The following is a 17,005-nucleotide window of genomic DNA, read 5'->3' as shown; positions in this document are numbered from 1 at the left end:
GGGTGCGCACTCCTGGCGTTGCCCGGACGCCCCAGGCACCTCGTCAGACGGGCGTGGACGACGACGGCGCGAAGGGCGCCCCGTGTCCCGGCACGATCAGGGCCGGGCCGAGGGCCAGGACCTTCGCCCTGGCCGCCCGCAACTGCTCGCGGTCGGGGGCGAAGGGGTCGTCGGCCGGCCCCTCGGCGGTCCACCACAAATGGGTCAGGACCACCAGGCCTTCGTCGGCCGTGACCAGGGTGCTGACGTCCTCCGCCGTGTGGCCGGGGGTCGTCATGAGCGTGATCGACGGGGAGAGCCGGTATCCGTCGGCGTCGCGGTCCTCCCAGACGTCGTCCTGGTAGATGGCCATGTGGTCGTGGAAGCGGGCTTCGGGGAACAGCGCCGCGTTCAGCGTGTGGTCCGGGTGGTGGTGGCTGAAGATTACGTCGGTGACGTCCTCGGGAGCGAGTCCGCGGTGCGCGAGCGGCTCCAGGATGAGTCGGCGGTCCGCGACCATGCCGGGGTCGACTATCGCGACGGTCGCGCCGTCGACGAGCAGGGTGACGGTGCCGGCCACCCGCTCGTCGGCATAGCCGGTGGTCAGGACATGGAACGATGCGGTCAAGACGGGCTCCTGATGTCGGTGGTGGGTGTGTCGGTTCGCACCGGTCACCGGGAAAGGAACCCCCGGAAGCCGATGAGCAGGGCGCGCAGGCCGGTGTCGAACGCGAGCTCGGCCCGGCGGTGGTCGGTGGGGGTGTCGTCGAGTACGGCGCTGAGGTGGGGGGCGGTCTCCCGGGTCACGTCGGAGACCATCACGGGCGGCGCGACGAGGTCGAGGGCGGAGCCGAGGATGAAGCTCTCCAGCGCGTTGATCAGGGGCATGACCTGACCGGTGGTGAATCCGGCGGTCAGCAGGAGCTCGGCGACCTTCTCGTACATCGCGTGCATGAAGGGTTCGGCCAGCGGCGCCGTGGCGAGCAGGGGTACCGCCCCGGGGTGCGCGGCGAAGGCTGTGCGGTAGGTGCGGGCCCATGTCTCCAGGGCCTGCTCCCAGGGCTGCGACGAGTCCCAGTCGTCGGGGCCGGCCTCCAGGGCCAGCTCTTCCCTCATCAGCGAGATGATCTCGTCGCGGCCGGACACATGGTGATAGAGCGCGGAGGGAGCGACACCGAGCGCTCTGGCCAGGGCGGGAATGGTGAGGACGCCCTGCTCGTCAGCGAGTCTCAGCGCTGCGGCGCCGATGCGTCGGCGGTCCAGCAGAGGGGTGCGCGGCCTTGGCACAAGGGCTCCTCTTCGTATGTCTCCTCCGACGGGCGACGGCAAGGCCGCCCACGGGTGGTCACCGGAACTTTACCGAACGACTTTCAGTAAAACTCTTCCCGGCCGCCCGGGTGCCGCCTACATTACCGAAACCGAATCAGTTTCAGTTCGGTTGTCGTACGACGGAAGGTGCCGCTGCCATGCAGGCCGACATCGTGTTCACCGGAGGGACCGTCAGGACCGGGGCCGCCGAAGGCCCGGTGCTCGACGCCCTCGCCGTCACGGGCGGCAGGATCAGTGCGCTCGGGGCTCAGGCACTCGCCGCCCGCGGTAGCGGCACCGCCGTGGTCGACCTGCAAGGAGGTGCCCTCCTGCCCGCGTTCGGCGACGGGCACGTGCACCCGGTGATGGGCGGCCTGGGCCTGCTCGGAGTCCCCGTGCGTGAGTGCACCTCGGTGGAGGGGATCGTCGAGGCCGTACGGCGCTGGGCCGAAGAGCACCCCGAGGCCGAGTGGATCACCGGCGACGGTTTCGACGCCTGGCTCGCCCCCGGCGGCCGGTTCGACGCGCGCCTGCTGGACGCGGCCGTCCCCGACCGGCCCGTGGTGCTGCGCACGATGGACCACCACACCGCGTGGGTGAACACCGAGGCCCTGCGCCGGGCCGGGTTCACCGCCGCCACTGCCGACCCGGACGGCGGTGAGATCGTGCGCCGGGAAGGCTCCACCGAACCGCTGGGCACCCTGCGCGAGTTCGGCGCCGTGCTGCCCGTCCTCGGCCTCGTACCCCAGCCGTCCCACCAGGCGCATGTGGACGCCCTGCGCGAGACCGCCGCCCGGTTCGCCGCCGCCGGGGTGACCTGGGTGCAGGACGCCTGGGTGGAACCGCATCACGCCGACGTCTGGATCACCGCGGCGACCAGTGGCCCGGGGCTGCCGGTCCGTGCCGACCTGGGCTTCTTCCTGGGGCCGGAGCACTGGCGCGAGCAGCTCCCCCGGCTCGCCGCCGAGCGTGAACGGGTGGAGGGTGCCGCCCCGGGGCTGCTCACCGCACACACCGTGAAGTTCTTCGCCGACGGAGTCATCGAATCCGGCACGGCCGCCCTCCTGGAGCCGTACACCGACTGCCCGCACTCCCACGGCATCGCCAACTGGACTCCGGCGGAACTGGCCCAAGCCGTCACCGCGGTCGACGCCCTCGGCTTCCAGCCGCACATCCACGCGCTCGGCGACGGCGGGGTCCGGACCGCCCTCGACGCGATCGAGGCCGTGGCCCGCGCCAACGGCCCCCGTGACCGCCGCCCGGTCATCGCCCACGCCCAGCTGATCGACCCCGCCGACCTGCCCCGATTCGCCGCACTCGGGGTGATCGCCAATCTTCAGCCGCTGTGGGCCCAGCCCGACCGGCTGATGACCGACCTCATCCTGCCGAGGATCGGCCCGGAACGCGGCACGCGGCAGTACCAGATCGCCGCCCTGCTCGCCTCCGGCGCCCACATCGCGTTCGGCAGCGACTGGCCGGTCACCGATCACGAACCGCTGCGGGGCATCGCCACCGCCGTGACCCGCCAGACACCCGACGGAATCCCCGAGGGCGGCTGGCTTCCCCAGGAGCGGATCGACACCGCGACCGCACTGGCCGCCTACTCCACCGGATGCGCCTACCAGGCGTTCGAGGAGAAGTCATGGGGCGTCCTGCGCCCCGGCATGCGCGCCGACCTGGTGCATCTCGCCGCCGACCCGGTCGAGACCGCACCCCGCGACCTCGCGCACCTGCCCGTCCTGGGCACCTGGCTCGCCGGCCGGCGCACACACGGCTCCGGCACCCCCGTCCCCCTGTCGGCCGGAGGGCTATAGCCTCTCGGCGTCGTCACGGCCGGGCCCGCGTGCCGGGGACAGTCCCCTCCCCCGTCGACCTCACGCATCACGCGGAGACCTCCATGACCGAACCGCACACCTCCACCGCTCCCCAACAGCCCCCGTCCGCCACCGGGGCGGACCCGGCCGGCCGTCTGCAGCGGGCCACGCTCGGCGTCAGCGACATCGTGTTCTTCGTCGTGGCGGCCGCCGCCCCGCTCACCGTGATGGCCGGTATCGCCCCGCTCGCCATCCTCTTCGGCGGTATCGGCGCCCCGGTCGCCTACCTGACGGTCGGCGTCGTCCTGTGCCTGTTCGCGGTCGGTTTCACCGCCATGACGCCTCACATCCGCAACGCGGGCGCCTTCTACTCGTACGTCTCCCGGGGCCTGGGCCGCCCTGCCGGACTGGGAGCGGCGCTGCTGGCGGTGTTCTCCTACAACGCCCTGCAGATCGGCACCTACGGGGCCTTCGGCTTCTTCGCCGCCGGCACCGCGAACGACCTCCTGGGCGTCGACCTGCCGTGGCCGGTCTACGCCTTCGCCGGGATCGCCGTGGTGTGGTTCCTCGGCTTCCGGTCCATCCACGTGGGCGCCAAGGTCCTCGCCACCCTGCTGATCGCGGAGACCGCCGTCCTGGCGCTGCTCGCCGGCGCGATCCTCATCAAGGGCGGTGCGGACGGTCTGAGCCTGGCCTCCTTCGCCCCCTCCAACGTCTTCACCTCGCAGATGAGCGCACCGCTGGGCCTCGCCATCGCCGCCTTCATCGGGTTCGAGGCCACCGCCCTCTACCGTGAGGAGGCCCGCGATCCCGACCGCACCGTGCCCCGCGCCACGTACCTGGCCGTCGGCTTCCTCGGCCTCTTCTACACGTTCGTCGTCTGGGTCGTCGTCCAGGCCTTCGGCGACGACAACGCCGTCGGGACCGCGGCACAGAACCCCGCAGAGATGTTCTTCACCGCCATGACTCGCTACGTCGGCGGCTGGGCCACCGACCTGCAGCGCGTCCTGATCGTCAGCAGCCTCCTGGCCTCCCTGCTCGCCTTCCACAACGCCATCACCCGCTACGGATACGCACTCTCCGCCGAAGGCGCCGTCCCCGCCCGCCTGGGCCGCATCCACCCCCGGCACGGCTCTCCCTGGGTCTCCGGTGTCGCGCAGACCGCGCTGGCGGTCGTCGTCACCGCCGTCTTCGCCGCGATCGGCGCACACCCGTACAACCAGTTCCTGCTGTGGGTGAACACTCTCGGAGTGGTCGGCATCCTCGCGCTGCAGACGCTCGCGGCCTGCGCCGTGGCGGTCTTCTTCCGCCGCAACCCCGGCGCCCACACGGCGGGACGCCTGCGCACGATCGCCGCACCGGTGGCCGCGGCGCTCCTCCTGGCCGTGATCACAGGGCTGATCTGCACACGCCTGACGCTCTTCACCGGTGCCGGGCCGGCCGTCAACTGGACGCTGGTCGCGCTCACTCCGGCGGTCTTCCTGACCGGCGCGCTACTCGCCCTGCGGATCCGCCGCTACCGGCCCGACGTCTACGCCAGGATCGCCACCACTGACGTCGACTCCGTATGACCGGATGGGCCATGTCGCCGAGCCCGGCCTCCGTCGGCGTCTGCCGGAGGCCGGGCAGAGCCGAGGCCCGGTCGACGAGCGGAGCACCACCGAACTGCCCGCCCGTCACGTCCGCGCTGTCGTCCCGAAGGGGAGAGGTTCGCCGGAGCGCAGGTGTGCCCTCAGTCCCTGCTCGGTGTTGCTCACGTGCAGCAGTGCGGCGGCCTGACTGAGGGCGGCGTCACGGGTGGACAGCGCGTTGAAGATCGCCTCGTGCTCGGCGAGGGTGCGGCCGGAGATGCCTTCCAGGAGGGTGAGGAGGGTCTCGTTGCCCGTGGCGAGAACACTGCGCGGTGGAAGGCCGCGTCGTGGGCGTTGAGCCGTTCGACGTCGTCGCGGGCCTCGCGCATGGCGTCCAAGTGCCGCTTCACCTCGGCCAGTTGGGCGTCGGAGATCCGGGTGGCGGCAAGGGCCGTGGCGACCGGTTCGAGGGGCCGCCGTACCTCCATGAGGTCCTGCAGGGGGACCGAGTCGCCCTGCAGCGGGCGAGGTTGCGGGACAGGCTCAGCTGGGCGGCCAGGTCCGGCTCCGGTGGGAGCTTCGAGCCCGGGGGCAGGGCGCCCGTCCGGATCAGCTCACGGATCTGCTCGATGGCCTTGTCCGTCAGAGACAACGCGGCCCTCTCCCCCGGCCGTGCTCCGCGGGCACCTCCCATCTGATCAGCCCCTGAGCGCGCAGGTCGGCCCAGAGCCCGTCGGGGATGTGCTGACCATGGAGTTCCACGTGTTTCGTACGACCTGTTCCGGATTCCGCATGCCGCGTCGCGGCCCAGCGGTTCCATCCGCCGGCGAGGACGCAGACGGGCCAGTCGGAGCCGAACATCAGCCGGTCCGGCCCGAAGGCGGAGAGCAGGACGTCCCACACCGGGCGGATGTCGTCGACGGTCCACTTTCGAGGTCGGCCTCCGTGACGAGACCCGACACCTCGCAGTGGACCTGGGGATGCCCGGCTTTCCGTCGGGGTCCAGGACGAGCGGCAGCTCGGGGAGCCGTTCCGCGCGGCGGAGCGCCTGCGGGAGCTGGTGGCTGCGGGTCAGCACGTCGTATCCGAGCCCGCGCACCCCGACCGCTCTCAACCCTCGCTCGACGTCCGGTCGTTGGAGCCAGTGCCGGTCGGACTCGCCCTGCACGAGGTGGCGTACGACCCGCAGGTCGTCGAGTACGTCGCCGATCGCGGGGGGACGTCAGGTCCGCCCAGCCGACGACGACGCCGCCGCCGCCGATCAGCGTGCGAGCCGAAGCTGCGGCGGATCGGCTCGTGCCCGGGCTCGTCCAGCCAGGGCTGCGGCTGGACGTTCAGGTCCCACACGTGGTGGTGGGCGTCGACGAGGGGCTGGTCGTCAGACACGGGCGCTCCAGACGGGGCCGTCGGGGTAGGTGTACTCCTTGAGGAACTCGGGGTGCACAGGCCGACGCCGCCGGCGTGCGGGCAGACCGGGACGCCGAACTTCGCGGCGAGCAGCAGGATCGCGAGGTTCTCGTTGACGCCGCCGAACCGCGCGGAGTCGATCTGCACGATGTCGACCGCGCCGGCCTGCAGGAGTTGCTTGAAGACGACCCGGTTGGCGATGTGCTCGCCGGTGGCGACCTTGATGGGGCCGACGGCCTTGCGGACGGCGGCGTGGCCGAGGATGTCGTCTGCGCCGTACGTCGTCCTCCAGGTCCGCGCCGACCTTGAGCTTGATCTGGGTGAAGCCGTGGGCGACGGCCTCGCGGGCGAGGCGGGCCAGCTTCTCGTCGGAGTAGCCGAGCCAGCCGGGGGTGGTGGTGTAGGCGGGGTAGCCCTGGTCGAGCAGGCTGCCGATGCGCTGTGCGCGGCCGGGTTCGGCGCGGCGCAGGATCTCCAGGGCCTCCTCCGGGGTGAGGGCGTCGCTGAGCCAGCGGAAGTCGACCTGGGCGACCAGGTCCTCGGGCGACATCTCACCGAGGAGCGCCACACGGGCTTGCCGGCCCGCTTGGCGGCCAGGTCCCAGGCGGCGTTGACGATCGCGCCGGTGGCCATGTGGACGGCGCCCTTCTCCGGGGCCAGCCAACGCAGTCGGGGGTCGTGGACCAGGCGGCGGGAGAACACGCCGAGGTCGCCGCAGACCTCCTCGACCGGGAGGCCCACCACGTGCCGCGGCCGGTGGTGAAGGCCAGCGCGTGGCCCTCGAGTCCGTCGCCGGCGTCGGTGCGCAGGACGACGTAGGCAGCGGAGTAGTCGGGTTCGGGGTTCATCGTGTCCATGGGAGGCAAGATTCATCCCATCAATCGTGGCCCCTCGGGGAGTCGAGTTGGCCATGAGGCGCTGCAAGACATGCCATGTTTACGCGATCGGGTCACGTGACAGAGAGGAGCAAATCGCTCTAATCATCCGCAGCAGTAGTCGCTTTCATCCCTGCACACTGGTTGACATCCCAGGGTGACATGGCCGACCTTCATGCGTGGCCCTGCATTCCCCCTGTCCCCTTCCGCATCAGGGATGTGTCCATGTCGAGCTCGATCAACAGACGCCAGTTCCTGGCTTCCGCAACCGCCGTGGCCACGGCGGCCGTTGCCGGAGGTGTGGTCGGTGCCGGTGTCGCCGAGGCGGCGCCCAGCACGTACACGCCCGACTGGAACTCGGTCGACCAGCACCCGCCGGCTCCGCAGTGGTTCCAGGACGCGAAGTTCGGGATCTACTTCCACTGGGGTGTCTTCAGCGTCCCCGCCTTCGACAACGAGTGGTACCCGCGCAGCATGTACCAGGCGGGCAGCAAGGCGAACCAGCACCACATCGCGACCTACGGCCAGCCGTCGGCATGGCCGTACAACAACTTCATCGACGGGGCACGGGACTTGGCGGGCAACACCGTGAAGTTCGCGCCGAAGCTGAAGTCGGCCGGCGGGAAGTTCGACCCCGACGAATGGGTGCAGTTGTTCGTCGACGCCGGTGCCAGGTTCGCCGGCCCGGTCGCCGAGCACCATGACGGCTTCTCCATGTGGGACAGCCAGGTCAACGAGTGGAACTCGGTGAAGAAGGGCCCGGGTCTTGACCTGCTGCGGTTGTTCTCCACGGCCATCCGCGCCAGGGGACTGAAGCTGCTGGTGGCCATGCACCACGCATACAACTTCACCGGCTTCTACGAACACGTCCCCGCCCAGACGGACGCCAGTCTCAAGAAGCTCTACGGGCAGCTGGGTTCGACCGCGGAGAACCAGCTCTGGTTCGACAAGCTCAAGGAGGTCGTCGACCGCACTCAGCCCGACATCCTGTGGCAGGACTTCAATCTGGACGCCGTCGACGAGACACAGCGCCTGAACTTCCTGGCGTACTACTACAACCAGGCCAACAGCTGGGGCCGTGAGGTCGTCGCCACCTACAAGGACGGCATGCACGGCAAGGGCGAGGTCTTCGACTACGAGCGCGGCGGCCCGGCCGACCTCACCACCCCGTACTGGCTGACCGACGACAGCATCTCCAGCAGCAGCTGGTGCTACACCCAGGGCATCGGCTACTACAGCATCCAGCAGATGCTGCACTCGTTCATCGACCGGGTCAGCAAGAACGGCAACGTGCTGCTGAACATCGCGCCGATGGCCGACGGCACCATCCCCCAGGCGCAGAAGGACATCCTGCTCGGCATCGGGGACCACCTGAAGCGCTTCGGCGAGTCGGTGTACGCGACCCGCGCCTGGACGGCGTACGGCGAGGGCCCGACGAAGATGGGCGGCGGCTCGTTCACCACTCCGCATGCCGGCACCGCGCAGGACATCCGCTTCACCCGCAACAAGGCCGACAACGTCCTGTACGCCACCGTCCTGGGCTGGCCCGGCAGCTCCCTGACGATCAAGACCCTCGGCTCGGACCGGATCAACCTCTCCTCGCTGACCTCGGTGAAGCTCCTCGGCAACACCGCCGGCACCTACATCGACCTGCCCACGCCGACCCAGAACGCCTCCGGCCTCACGGTCACCCTGCCGTCCTCGGCGCCGTACAGCGCCAACGCCTACGTGCTGAGGCTCGACTTCTCCGGCACGATCCCTGGCCTGCGGCCGCTCGCCGGCGCCATCGCCTTCACGGACGTCAACTACACCGGCAACGCCGCCGTGCTCACCGTCGGCGACTACACGGCGGCCGACCTGACCGCGGCCGGACCAGGCCCACGCACCCTCTCCTCCCTCCGGCCTGCCCCCGGCTACCAGGTGATCGGCTACTCCGGCGACAACTTCACCGGCAGCTCCTGGACCTTCACCGCCGACAACCCCGACCTCAGGGTCACCGGCAACAACGACCAGATCACCTCGCTGAGGGTCCAGTTCAACCCGGCGACCTACTTCCGGATCACCAACGCCACCCACAGCCTCGCCCTGGACAGCGGCGGCAACGTCGCCTCCGGATCCAACCTCAAGCAGTGGACCTGGGACGGCAGTTCGAACCTTCAGTGGCATGCGGAGGCTGTCGGAGGCGGCTACTACAGGCTGGTCAACCGCACGAACGGCATGGTCGCCGACGGCTGGGGAGCCACCGCCAACGGCTCCGCCGCCAGGCAGGCTCCCTGGAACGGCGGCACCAATCAGCAGTGGACCATCACCCACCGGGGCGGCGACCGCTATTCGATCGCCAACCGCACCACCGGCCTGGTCCTCGACGGCGGCGGCAACGTCGACTCGGGCTCCCTCACCAAGCAGTGGGCCTACGGCAGCAGCACCAACCTGCTGTGGACCTTCACCGCGCTGTAGCCGGGCGGATCCCGCTGCCGCTGAAAGGGACACGAATGAAAAGAGATGGCATGCATATGACACTGAGAGGGTCGTGGTGGCGGCACGGGAGGCGAACGGCGGCGTTGACCGCGGTGACCGCCTTACTGGCTGCGCTCCTGGCCGCTTTTGGTACTGCCGGGACGGCGCAGGCGGCCGGCGTCGATACGAACGCGTGGTACACGCTGGTCAACCGGGGCAGCGGCAAGGCGCTCGACGTGTCCGGTGCGAGCACCGCCGACGGGGCGGCGCTGTCGCAGTGGACCCGCAACGACGGCGCCAACCAGCGCTTCCAGTTCGTCGACTCGGGCGGCGGCCACTACCGGCTCAAGGCCCAGTACTCGGGCAAGGTGCTGGACGTCTTGAACTACTCCACCGCCGACCATGCGGACATCGTGCAGTGGGGCGATGCCAACGGCACCAACCAGCAGTTCCGGCTGGCCGATTCGTCGGACGGTTACGTCCGGCTGATCAACCGCAACAGCGGCAAGGCCGTCGAGGTCCAGAACGCCTCCACCGCGGACGGCGCCAAGGTCGTGCAGTTCACCGACTGGGGCGGGGCCAACCAGCAGTGGCAACTGGTCCGCGCGACGGGAGTACTGGCACAGGTGCACACCGCGGGGCGGGTCAAGGACGCCGGAAACACCGTGCAGTACAGCTGGCCCGGCGTGTACTTCGAGGGCCGCGTCAGCGGCACCGGCGTCGGCATCGTGCTGGGCGACTCGGCCGCCGACTACGACGTCCAGGTCGACGGAACCACCGTCGCCACACTCGTCACGCCCGGCAACACCACGCACTGGATCAACGGCCTGCAGAACCGCGAGCACACCGTCCGGCTCGTCAAGCGCAACGACACCCCGGGGGACACCAGCACGTTCGGAGGCTTCGTGGCCGCGCCCGGCGGTGCCGTACTGAGCAAACCGACGGCCCGCAACCGCCAGATCGAGTTCATCGGGGACTCCCTCACGGTCGGCTACGGCAACCTGTCGACCTCCCGCGACTGCACCCAGGACCAGGTCAAGCGGACCACCAACACCGACGTGAGCTACGGCGCCCTCACCGCCCGGCAACTGAACGCCGACTACCAGATCAACGGCTACTCGGGCCTCGGCATGGTGCGCAACTACAACGGAAGCTCCCCGGACGTCACCTACCGGACCTACTACGACCGTGCCCTGCAGAACGTCCCCGGCGACGTCTGGCAGAACCCGGGCACCTGGCGCCCCCAGCTCGTGGTGGTCAACCTCGGCACCAACGACTTCTCGACCGCCGTCAACCCCGGTGAGCCATGGACGCCCGACGGCCTCGCTGCCGCCTACCGCAGCGCCTACGGCGACTTCGTCCAGAAGCTGCGGACGCGGTACGGGGCCGGAACCACCATCGTGGCCGTCGGCGCCGGCCAGTACGCCGGCCATGTCCAGCAGGTGGTCAAGGCACGCAACGACGCCGGCGACAGCGGGGTCCGCTACTGGCTCCTCGACGACTCGGGGCTGGACTTCCTCGGCTGCGCCTGGCACTACTCGGCCCACGACGACCGAGTCATCTCCGACCGGCTCACCTCGTTCATCGCCGGTCTGCCGATGGGCTGGTGACGACACCGAACGCCCAGGAACACTTACGCCGCTGACCTGGGGTTCTCCCCCAGGGATGCGCTCTACTCGGCCTCGGACTCCTCGTCCGGGGCCGTTTTGCAGCCGGGGCGCCGTGGAGCAGCAGCGGATCTAGCCTGGAAGCTGCTGCTGGGAACCAGCCTTGACGAGCACATCCATCCGGACGGAGGTGTCGCGCGTGGACATGGCCGGTAAGCGCGATGCCCCCACCGCCGCTGTCGTGGTGGACCCGGACGGCGTAGTGAGCGGCTGGAGCGAAGGGGGACGGCTGCTGCTGGGCTGGACGGCGGAGGACACGGTCGGGCGCCCCGTGACCGATCTGCTGGCCGGTCCCCCACCACCAGGCTTCCCCGAGAGCTACGGCAGCGCCCCGGACCACACCGGGCCCATCCCCCTGCGCCATCGGAACGGTTCCACGGTGGACGCCATGGTGACGGCTCAACCACTGTCCGGCGCCGACGGCCGGGCGCTGGGCCACGTGGTGACCGTCCAGCGTTGGGGACGCCGCCCGGTGATCGCCGACCGGGCCTTCGAGCAGTGCCCCTTCGCTCTGGGCGTCTACGACCCTGAGCTGCGGTTCCTGTGGGTCAACGCCGCCGCGTGCCGGGTGATGGCGCACTCGGAGGAGCAGGTGCTCGGTGAGAAGTACCGCGAGCTGTTCCCCGAACTGGACGACATGGCGTACACCAACCAGCTCTCCGAGGTCGCCAGGACGGGCGAGCCCGCGCGTCTCATCACCGTCTTCCGCCCGCTCGGCAGCGACTACGCCAACGCCTGGGCCACCAGCATGTGGCCCGTCCGGGATGCCGAGGGCAGGGTCCGTGCGGTCGCCAACTGGGGATTCGACATGAGCGCCGAGTACTGGGCCCGGCAGCGCCTGCTCATCCTGAACGAGGCCGGCGGCGGCATCGGCCGGACCCTCGACGTGATCGGCACCGCCAGGGAACTGGCCAGGACCCCGGTACCGGGATTCGCCGACCTCGTCACCGTAGATCTCTTCGACGAGGTGCTGCGCGGAGAGGAACCGCCCTTGCCACCCGCGTTCGCTCCGGTCGAGACCATCGCGCTCAGCCGGGCCGCCCAGCACAGCGCGCAGGATGACACCGACCGGGCTCGCGGGCACCCGATGCCGGTCAGCCATGCTCCCGGTTCGGTCGCCGCCCGCTGCATGACCACCGGCCGGTCCACGGTTCAGCTCGCCGCCGAACCCGGTCACGGCGGCGAATGGGCCTTCGGACCCGGGCTCGCCGCCGACCCGGCCCACTGGCCACCGGGCAACCCGTTGATCGACGAGTCCATCGCCGAGGAGGGGCTGACCTGCCGGATCACCGTGCCGCTCCGGGCACGCGGCGCGCTGCTCGGCGTCGTCGCGTTCTCCCGCTGCGACCGGCCCGAGGTCTTCACCGCCGACGACCTGATCCTCGCCGAAGAGCTGACCGCCAAGGCAGCCATCGCCATCGACAACGCCCGCCGGTACTCGCGCGAGCGCACAACGGCGCTGACCCTGCAGCGCAGCCTCCTGCCGCAGCGGCTGACCAGCCCTGAGGCGCTCGAGGTGGCCTCCCGCTACCTGCCCGCCGGGACCGGCGCGGAAGTGGGTGGCGACTGGTTCGACGTCATCCCGCTCTCCGGCGCCCGGGTCGCCCTGGTCGTCGGCGATGTCGTCGGCCACGGCCTGCACGCCTCGGCCAGCATGGGCCGGCTGCGCACGGCGGTCCGCACCCTGGCCGACGTGGACCTGCCGCCCGACGAGTTGCTGACTCACCTGGACGACCTGGTCATCCACCTTTCCAGCGACCTCCAGCCGGCCAGCCGCTTCCAGCCCACCGGCGAGTTCGGGGCCACCTGCCTGTACACCGTCTACGACCCGGTCTCCCGCCGCTTCACGCTGGCGAGCGCCGGCCATCCGCTGCCGCTGATCATCTCCCCGGACGGAACCAGGACCCCGGTATCCGTGCAGCCGGGACCGCCGCTCGGCATCGGTGGGCTGCCCTTCGAGGCGGCGGAGCTCGACCTGTCCGAGGGCAGCCTGCTCGCCCTCTACACCGACGGACTGATCGAAGACCGCGAGCGCGACGTCGACCACGGGGTCGCCGAACTGCTGCGGGTCCTGAACCATTCGGCCACCTCACTGGAGGCCCTCTCCGACACGGTGATGGACGCCATGCTTCCCGAACACCGCACCGACGACGCCGCGCTGCTGCTCGCTCGCACCCACGCGCTGGATCCCCAGCACGTCGCCGACTGGGACGTAGAACCCGACTTCGAGCAGGTGCCGCGTGCCAGGAAGTTCACCCTCGACCAGCTGGACGCCTGGCGCCTGGAGGAGGCCTCGTTCGTCACCGAACTGGTCGTCAGCGAGCTGGTCACCAACGCCATCAGATACGGGGAGCCCCCGATCAGGCTGCGGCTGATTCGCGACACCTCCCTGATCTGCGAGGTCTCCGACGCCAGCAGCACCGCCCCGCACCTGCGCCGGGCGCGCGCCTACGACGAGGGCGGCCGGGGCCTGCTGCTCGTCGCCCAGCTCACCCAGGGCTGGGGCACCCGGCACACCACCGAGGGCAAGACGATCTGGTGCGCGCAGACCCTCACCGAGCCCGAGCCGCGATGAGACCCGAGCGCCTACCACGATAAGGAACCCAGAATTACGAATTGTCCACGCTACCGAAAACTTCCGACGACGGACCATCGTTCGAGCGGCGGGCGGTACGGGATTTAGTCAAGGTCAAGTGTGCCGGACTTTGCCAAACGATAGCCGAGTTCGGCCCGACTGCGGCAATCGAAGAACTCAGACGCCCGTTTGATGTAAGTGCTGACCGTCCGAACGCTGAGTCCGACCCGCTTCGGTATGGCCGAATCCGTCTGCCCTCTCACCATGAGCTCCAGGATGGTCCGCTGGACGGCGTCCGTAAGTTTGTCGGTCCGATGGGGGTGAGCGTCGACGGCAAGTGGTTCTGCTCGCTCCCACAGCGCCTCGAACGTGTTTACCAAGTATGCGATCAGGCCGGGTTCTCGTATCGCGAGGGCGCGTGGTTGAAGCTCCTCCTGCTTCGAGCGCATGGTGTGACTGAACAGGCCACGGTGCCGTACACCCTGTTGTAGATCAAATACGGTCGGCAGCGCGCCGTTCAGGGCATCGGTGTCTTTACTGCAGTGCGTTGCTGGACATGGGTCTCGCGTTCGCGCCGCTCATGCTGGTAGACGGCCTCCAGGGGGAACAGCGATTCCGTCAGTGCAGTGAGCCGTGACCGCTACGCCTCGATAACTTCCACGATCGGGCGCGACAGGTTCCTCGCGGCTACGGCCGGTGGCACGGGCACGTATCGGTCCACGGTGTCAGCCGCTTCCAGGGCATCGACTTCCAGCCTGTGTAAGAGCCTGAGGTTGATGAGGCACTGAGGAACCTTCCCCGTGACCTCCCCGGTGCGCAGCGCCGCCCGACAGTGATCCAGTCCACGTCCACAAACCGCGCTACAGCCGCTTATGTCCGCTTCTGTGTTGCTGATACTCATCCATCCCCGTTTCTTGTTTCGGCAGTGCAAGATCATGATGCATTCAAACCTTGATGCGCGATAGGGGGTGGGACAGTATCAATTCGCAGCAGTGAGTCCAAATTTGCCAACATCATCGGCTGCGTAGAGCAGCGACTCATGACACGAAATTCATTCGTTCGCGATGGAAGGTTATGAGTGCGGCATTGAGTGACACGAGAGCCGGTCCGCCGCCATCGCTGCAGGAAGTGCTCGGATTGTTGACTCAGGCTCGCGAGATCCTGGGCAAGGAAAGTCCTCAGGTCGGCCACATCACGCGCGTCGCGCTGCATCTGATCGACTGCGCCGTCGACGTCTCGCATTTGTCGGCCGAAAACGAGGGCCTGGAAACCGCACGCGAAGCGCTGGGATCGGCCCGGTCCGCAGTGGTTGCCGCGACCTGCGCGGTACGCCACACCCATGATCGCGGGAAGGCCACGTCGGCGTGAACTCGACTTGAGATGTGAAGGGTCAGAGATGATAACGGCGGGACTGAAGCTCACTCAGAGTGGCGGTATCGCTCTGCTCGAGGGCGACAAGCTGGTGTTCAACGTCGAGATGCAGAAACTGGACAGCGGCCGTCGGTACAGCAACGTCGACGAACTCGACGACATCGTCAAGATCCTCGACACCTACGGCTACGGCGTGCGGAACATCGGCCAGTTGGTGATCGACGGCTGGGACGGTGCCCTCAACGGCCACGTCTCGACACTGTCCGCCGGCACACCGTTGGACCTCCTGGTCGCGCCCTACCGGGAGACCGACAAGGTGCCCGACCCGGCCCTGCCCGGTCACGCCGGGCGACTGACCATCGGTGGGCGCAACCTGGAGTACCAGAGCTATGTGCACGTGGCCAGCCATATGGCTGCCGCGTACTGCACGAGTCCGTTCGCCCGCCGGGGCGAGCCTGCCATGGTGATGGTCTGGGACGGCGGCTGCTTCCCGAGGCTGTACTGCGTGGACGCGCAGGGCCGGGTGGAGCCCGGCGGCGAGGTCTTCGCCTTGATCGGGCACACCTACCCCATGGCCTCGCAGCACTGGGGCCCGTACGCGCGCAGGAACAAGTCCACCAACGTGGACGACCTCGCGGTGGCCGGAAAGATGATGGCCTACATCGCCCTCGGGACCCCCAGGCCCGAAATCGAGGCCGTCTTCAGGGAGTTGTTCCACGAGCACTTCGAGGCGGACACACCGAGGGGGCGGGAGTACCGCGAGAAGATCATCGGCTGCGGGTCCACGGGCGAGCCCTCGCATGGATACGTCCATGCCTTCCTCGACGACGCCGCCGCGCGCGTGAAGGAGTTCGGGGTCAGTGACGAGGACGTACTCGCGAGTGTGCACACCTTCATCGAGGGCCTGCTTCTGGAGCGGGTCGCGGCCAAAATCCGGGCCTGGAAGGGCGATGAGCCCTGGAACCTGTGCTTCGCGGGCGGTTGTGCCCTGAACATCAAGTGGAACAGCGCGCTGCGCGCCCAACCGATCATCAAGGCGATGTGGGTACCACCGTTCCCCGACGACTCGGGCTCGGCGATCGGCACGGCGTGCCTACGCGCCGCCGACGGCAAGGGACTTCGGCCTCTGGAGTGGGGCGTGCGCCAGGGGCCGGGCCTCGTACGGACCCCGCATGTGCCGCAGGGCTGGACGGTGGTGCCGTGCCGCCCGGAGGAACTGGCCCGCATCATCCACCGGACCGGCGAGCCGGTCGTCGTGCTCAACGGCCCGGCCGAACTCGGGCCCCGGGCCCTCGGCGGACGCAGCATCATCGCGCCGGCCACCGACCCGAAAATGAAGGACCGGCTCAACGACGCCAAGAAACGCGAGCACTTCCGCCCGGTCGCGCCGATCTGTCTGGTCGAGCATGCCCCGGAGATCTTCGACCCGGGCACCCCCGACCCGTACATGCTCTTCGAGCACCGACTGCGCCCCGAGTGGGTCGACCGGGTCCCCGCGATCATGCACCTTGATGGCACCGCGCGGCTGCAGACGGTCAGCGCCGAGGACGACTCGACGCTGTACCAGATCCTTCGCGAGTACCAGAAGTGGAGCGGCGTCCCCGTGCTCTGCAACACCAGCGCCAACTACAACGGCCGCAGCTTCTTCCCCGACGTCGCCTCCGCGGTCGAGTGGGGTCAGGTCGACATGGTGTGGTCCGAGGGCGTCCTGTATCGCCGGGCGCTTGGCAACGAGCAGTAGGAAGAGGAGGAATGGCATGCCCCAGGCACCCCGCACCATGGTGGTATCCCTGCAGAAGGCCGGCACTCATCTCATGCAGGGACTGATGGTCAAGCTCGGCTACAAGATGGCAGGCGTGCCCCGTCCCGACCCCGACAACATCCCCGAGTTCGATGATGCCCAGTTGCTCGACATCGCCGCGATCACCCGGTCCCTCGCCGAGTACGAGGAGCTGCTCGCGCTGTCCCCGCAGCAGCTGCG

10 protein-coding genes and 3 pseudogenes are annotated in these 17,005 nt (G+C 69.2%); 7 read left to right on the top strand and 6 right to left on the bottom strand.

Annotated elements, in window-relative coordinates:
• Positions 1-43: 43 nt before the first annotated feature.
• Entirely contained in the window at positions 44-607 is a 564-nt protein-coding gene (locus tag ADL12_RS23710) for an MBL fold metallo-hydrolase (protein WP_062704872.1), read from the bottom strand.
• 44 nt (positions 608-651) lie between these two features.
• Entirely contained in the window at positions 652-1,266 is a 615-nt protein-coding gene (locus tag ADL12_RS23705) for a TetR/AcrR family transcriptional regulator (protein ID WP_062704871.1), read from the bottom strand.
• Between the two features lie 179 nt (positions 1,267-1,445).
• On the opposite strand from ADL12_RS23705, the gene ADL12_RS23700 reads away from it, so the two are divergent.
• Positions 1,446-3,101 (top strand): amidohydrolase, encoded by a 1,656-nt coding sequence (locus tag ADL12_RS23700; RefSeq protein WP_062704869.1) that lies wholly within the window; start codon positions 1,446-1,448, stop codon positions 3,099-3,101.
• A gap of 83 nt (positions 3,102-3,184) precedes the next feature.
• The gene (locus ADL12_RS23695; protein WP_079052233.1) at positions 3,185-4,672 is read left to right on the top strand and encodes an APC family permease; all 1,488 of its coding nucleotides are present in this window, start codon (positions 3,185-3,187) and stop codon (positions 4,670-4,672) included.
• A 105-nt stretch (positions 4,673-4,777) separates the two neighbouring features.
• On the opposite strand, the pseudogene ADL12_RS50905 reads toward ADL12_RS23695, so the two are convergent.
• The 3 pseudogenes from ADL12_RS50905 to ADL12_RS23685 form a co-directional block, all read right to left on the bottom strand.
• Positions 4,778-5,324, bottom strand: a pseudogene (locus tag ADL12_RS50905) (FadR/GntR family transcriptional regulator).
• A gap of 146 nt (positions 5,325-5,470) precedes the next feature.
• Positions 5,471-6,058: pseudogene (locus ADL12_RS50900) on the bottom strand (amidohydrolase family protein); the annotation flags it as partial.
• Positions 6,059-6,112: 54 nt separating this feature from the next.
• Positions 6,113-6,936 (bottom strand): annotated as a pseudogene (locus tag ADL12_RS23685) (enolase C-terminal domain-like protein); the annotation flags it as partial.
• Positions 6,937-7,179: 243 nt separating this feature from the next.
• Between ADL12_RS23685 and ADL12_RS23680 the strand changes: the two are divergent.
• From ADL12_RS23680 to ADL12_RS23670, 3 genes are all read left to right on the top strand, one after another.
• Positions 7,180-9,411, top strand: a complete 2,232-nt coding sequence (locus tag ADL12_RS23680) for an alpha-L-fucosidase (protein WP_062704861.1) — start codon at positions 7,180-7,182, stop codon at positions 9,409-9,411.
• Between the two features lie 56 nt (positions 9,412-9,467).
• The gene (locus ADL12_RS50895) at positions 9,468-11,021 is read left to right on the top strand and encodes an RICIN domain-containing protein (protein ID WP_079052232.1); all 1,554 of its coding nucleotides are present in this window, start codon (positions 9,468-9,470) and stop codon (positions 11,019-11,021) included.
• Positions 11,022-11,223: 202 nt separating this feature from the next.
• Entirely contained in the window at positions 11,224-13,653 is a 2,430-nt protein-coding gene (locus tag ADL12_RS23670) for a SpoIIE family protein phosphatase (RefSeq protein ID WP_062704980.1), read from the top strand.
• A gap of 104 nt (positions 13,654-13,757) precedes the next feature.
• Here the strand turns inward: ADL12_RS23670 and ADL12_RS58570 are convergent, their stop codons facing one another.
• Positions 13,758-14,102 carry a LuxR C-terminal-related transcriptional regulator gene (locus ADL12_RS58570; protein ID WP_079052230.1) on the bottom strand — a complete coding sequence of 115 codons (345 nt, stop codon included), beginning with the start codon at positions 14,100-14,102 and terminating at the stop codon, positions 13,758-13,760.
• Between the two features lie 625 nt (positions 14,103-14,727).
• Between ADL12_RS58570 and ADL12_RS23665 the strand changes: the two genes are divergently transcribed.
• Together ADL12_RS23665 and ADL12_RS23660 are read left to right on the top strand one after the other, a co-directional pair.
• Complete coding sequence (locus ADL12_RS23665; protein WP_063806719.1) at positions 14,728-15,021, top strand: hypothetical protein; 294 nt, start codon at positions 14,728-14,730, stop codon at positions 15,019-15,021.
• Between the two features lie 28 nt (positions 15,022-15,049).
• Positions 15,050-16,765 carry a carbamoyltransferase N-terminal domain-containing protein gene (locus ADL12_RS23660; protein WP_062704858.1) on the top strand — a complete coding sequence of 572 codons (1,716 nt, stop codon included), beginning with the start codon at positions 15,050-15,052 and terminating at the stop codon, positions 16,763-16,765.
• Positions 16,766-17,005: the final 240 nt, after the last annotated feature.

Source organism: Streptomyces regalis (genome assembly GCF_001509475.1).
In the GTDB taxonomy this organism is placed as follows: domain Bacteria; phylum Actinomycetota; class Actinomycetes; order Streptomycetales; family Streptomycetaceae; genus Streptomyces; species Streptomyces regalis.
Note: the sequence above shows the minus strand (reverse complement) of the source record. Positions and strands in the feature narration are given on the sequence as shown.

Bases quoted from the DNA above. Each gene is read 5' to 3' on its own strand.
- ADL12_RS23700 (WP_062704869.1), top strand. From the start codon at position 1,446: ATGCAGGCCGACATCGTGTTCACCGGAGGGACCGTCAGGACCGGGGCC.
- ADL12_RS23695 (WP_079052233.1), top strand. From the start codon at position 3,185: ATGACCGAACCGCACACCTCCACCGCTCCCCAACAGCCCCCGTCCGCC.
- ADL12_RS23680 (WP_062704861.1), top strand. From the start codon at position 7,180: ATGTCGAGCTCGATCAACAGACGCCAGTTCCTGGCTTCCGCAACCGCC.
- ADL12_RS50895 (WP_079052232.1), top strand. From the start codon at position 9,468: ATGACACTGAGAGGGTCGTGGTGGCGGCACGGGAGGCGAACGGCGGCG.
- ADL12_RS23670 (WP_062704980.1), top strand. From the start codon at position 11,224: ATGGCCGGTAAGCGCGATGCCCCCACCGCCGCTGTCGTGGTGGACCCG.
- ADL12_RS58570 (WP_079052230.1), bottom strand. From the start codon at position 14,102: ATGCGCTCGAAGCAGGAGGAGCTTCAACCACGCGCCCTCGCGATACGA.
- ADL12_RS23665 (WP_063806719.1), top strand. From the start codon at position 14,728: ATGAGTGCGGCATTGAGTGACACGAGAGCCGGTCCGCCGCCATCGCTG.
- ADL12_RS23660 (WP_062704858.1), top strand. From the start codon at position 15,050: ATGATAACGGCGGGACTGAAGCTCACTCAGAGTGGCGGTATCGCTCTG.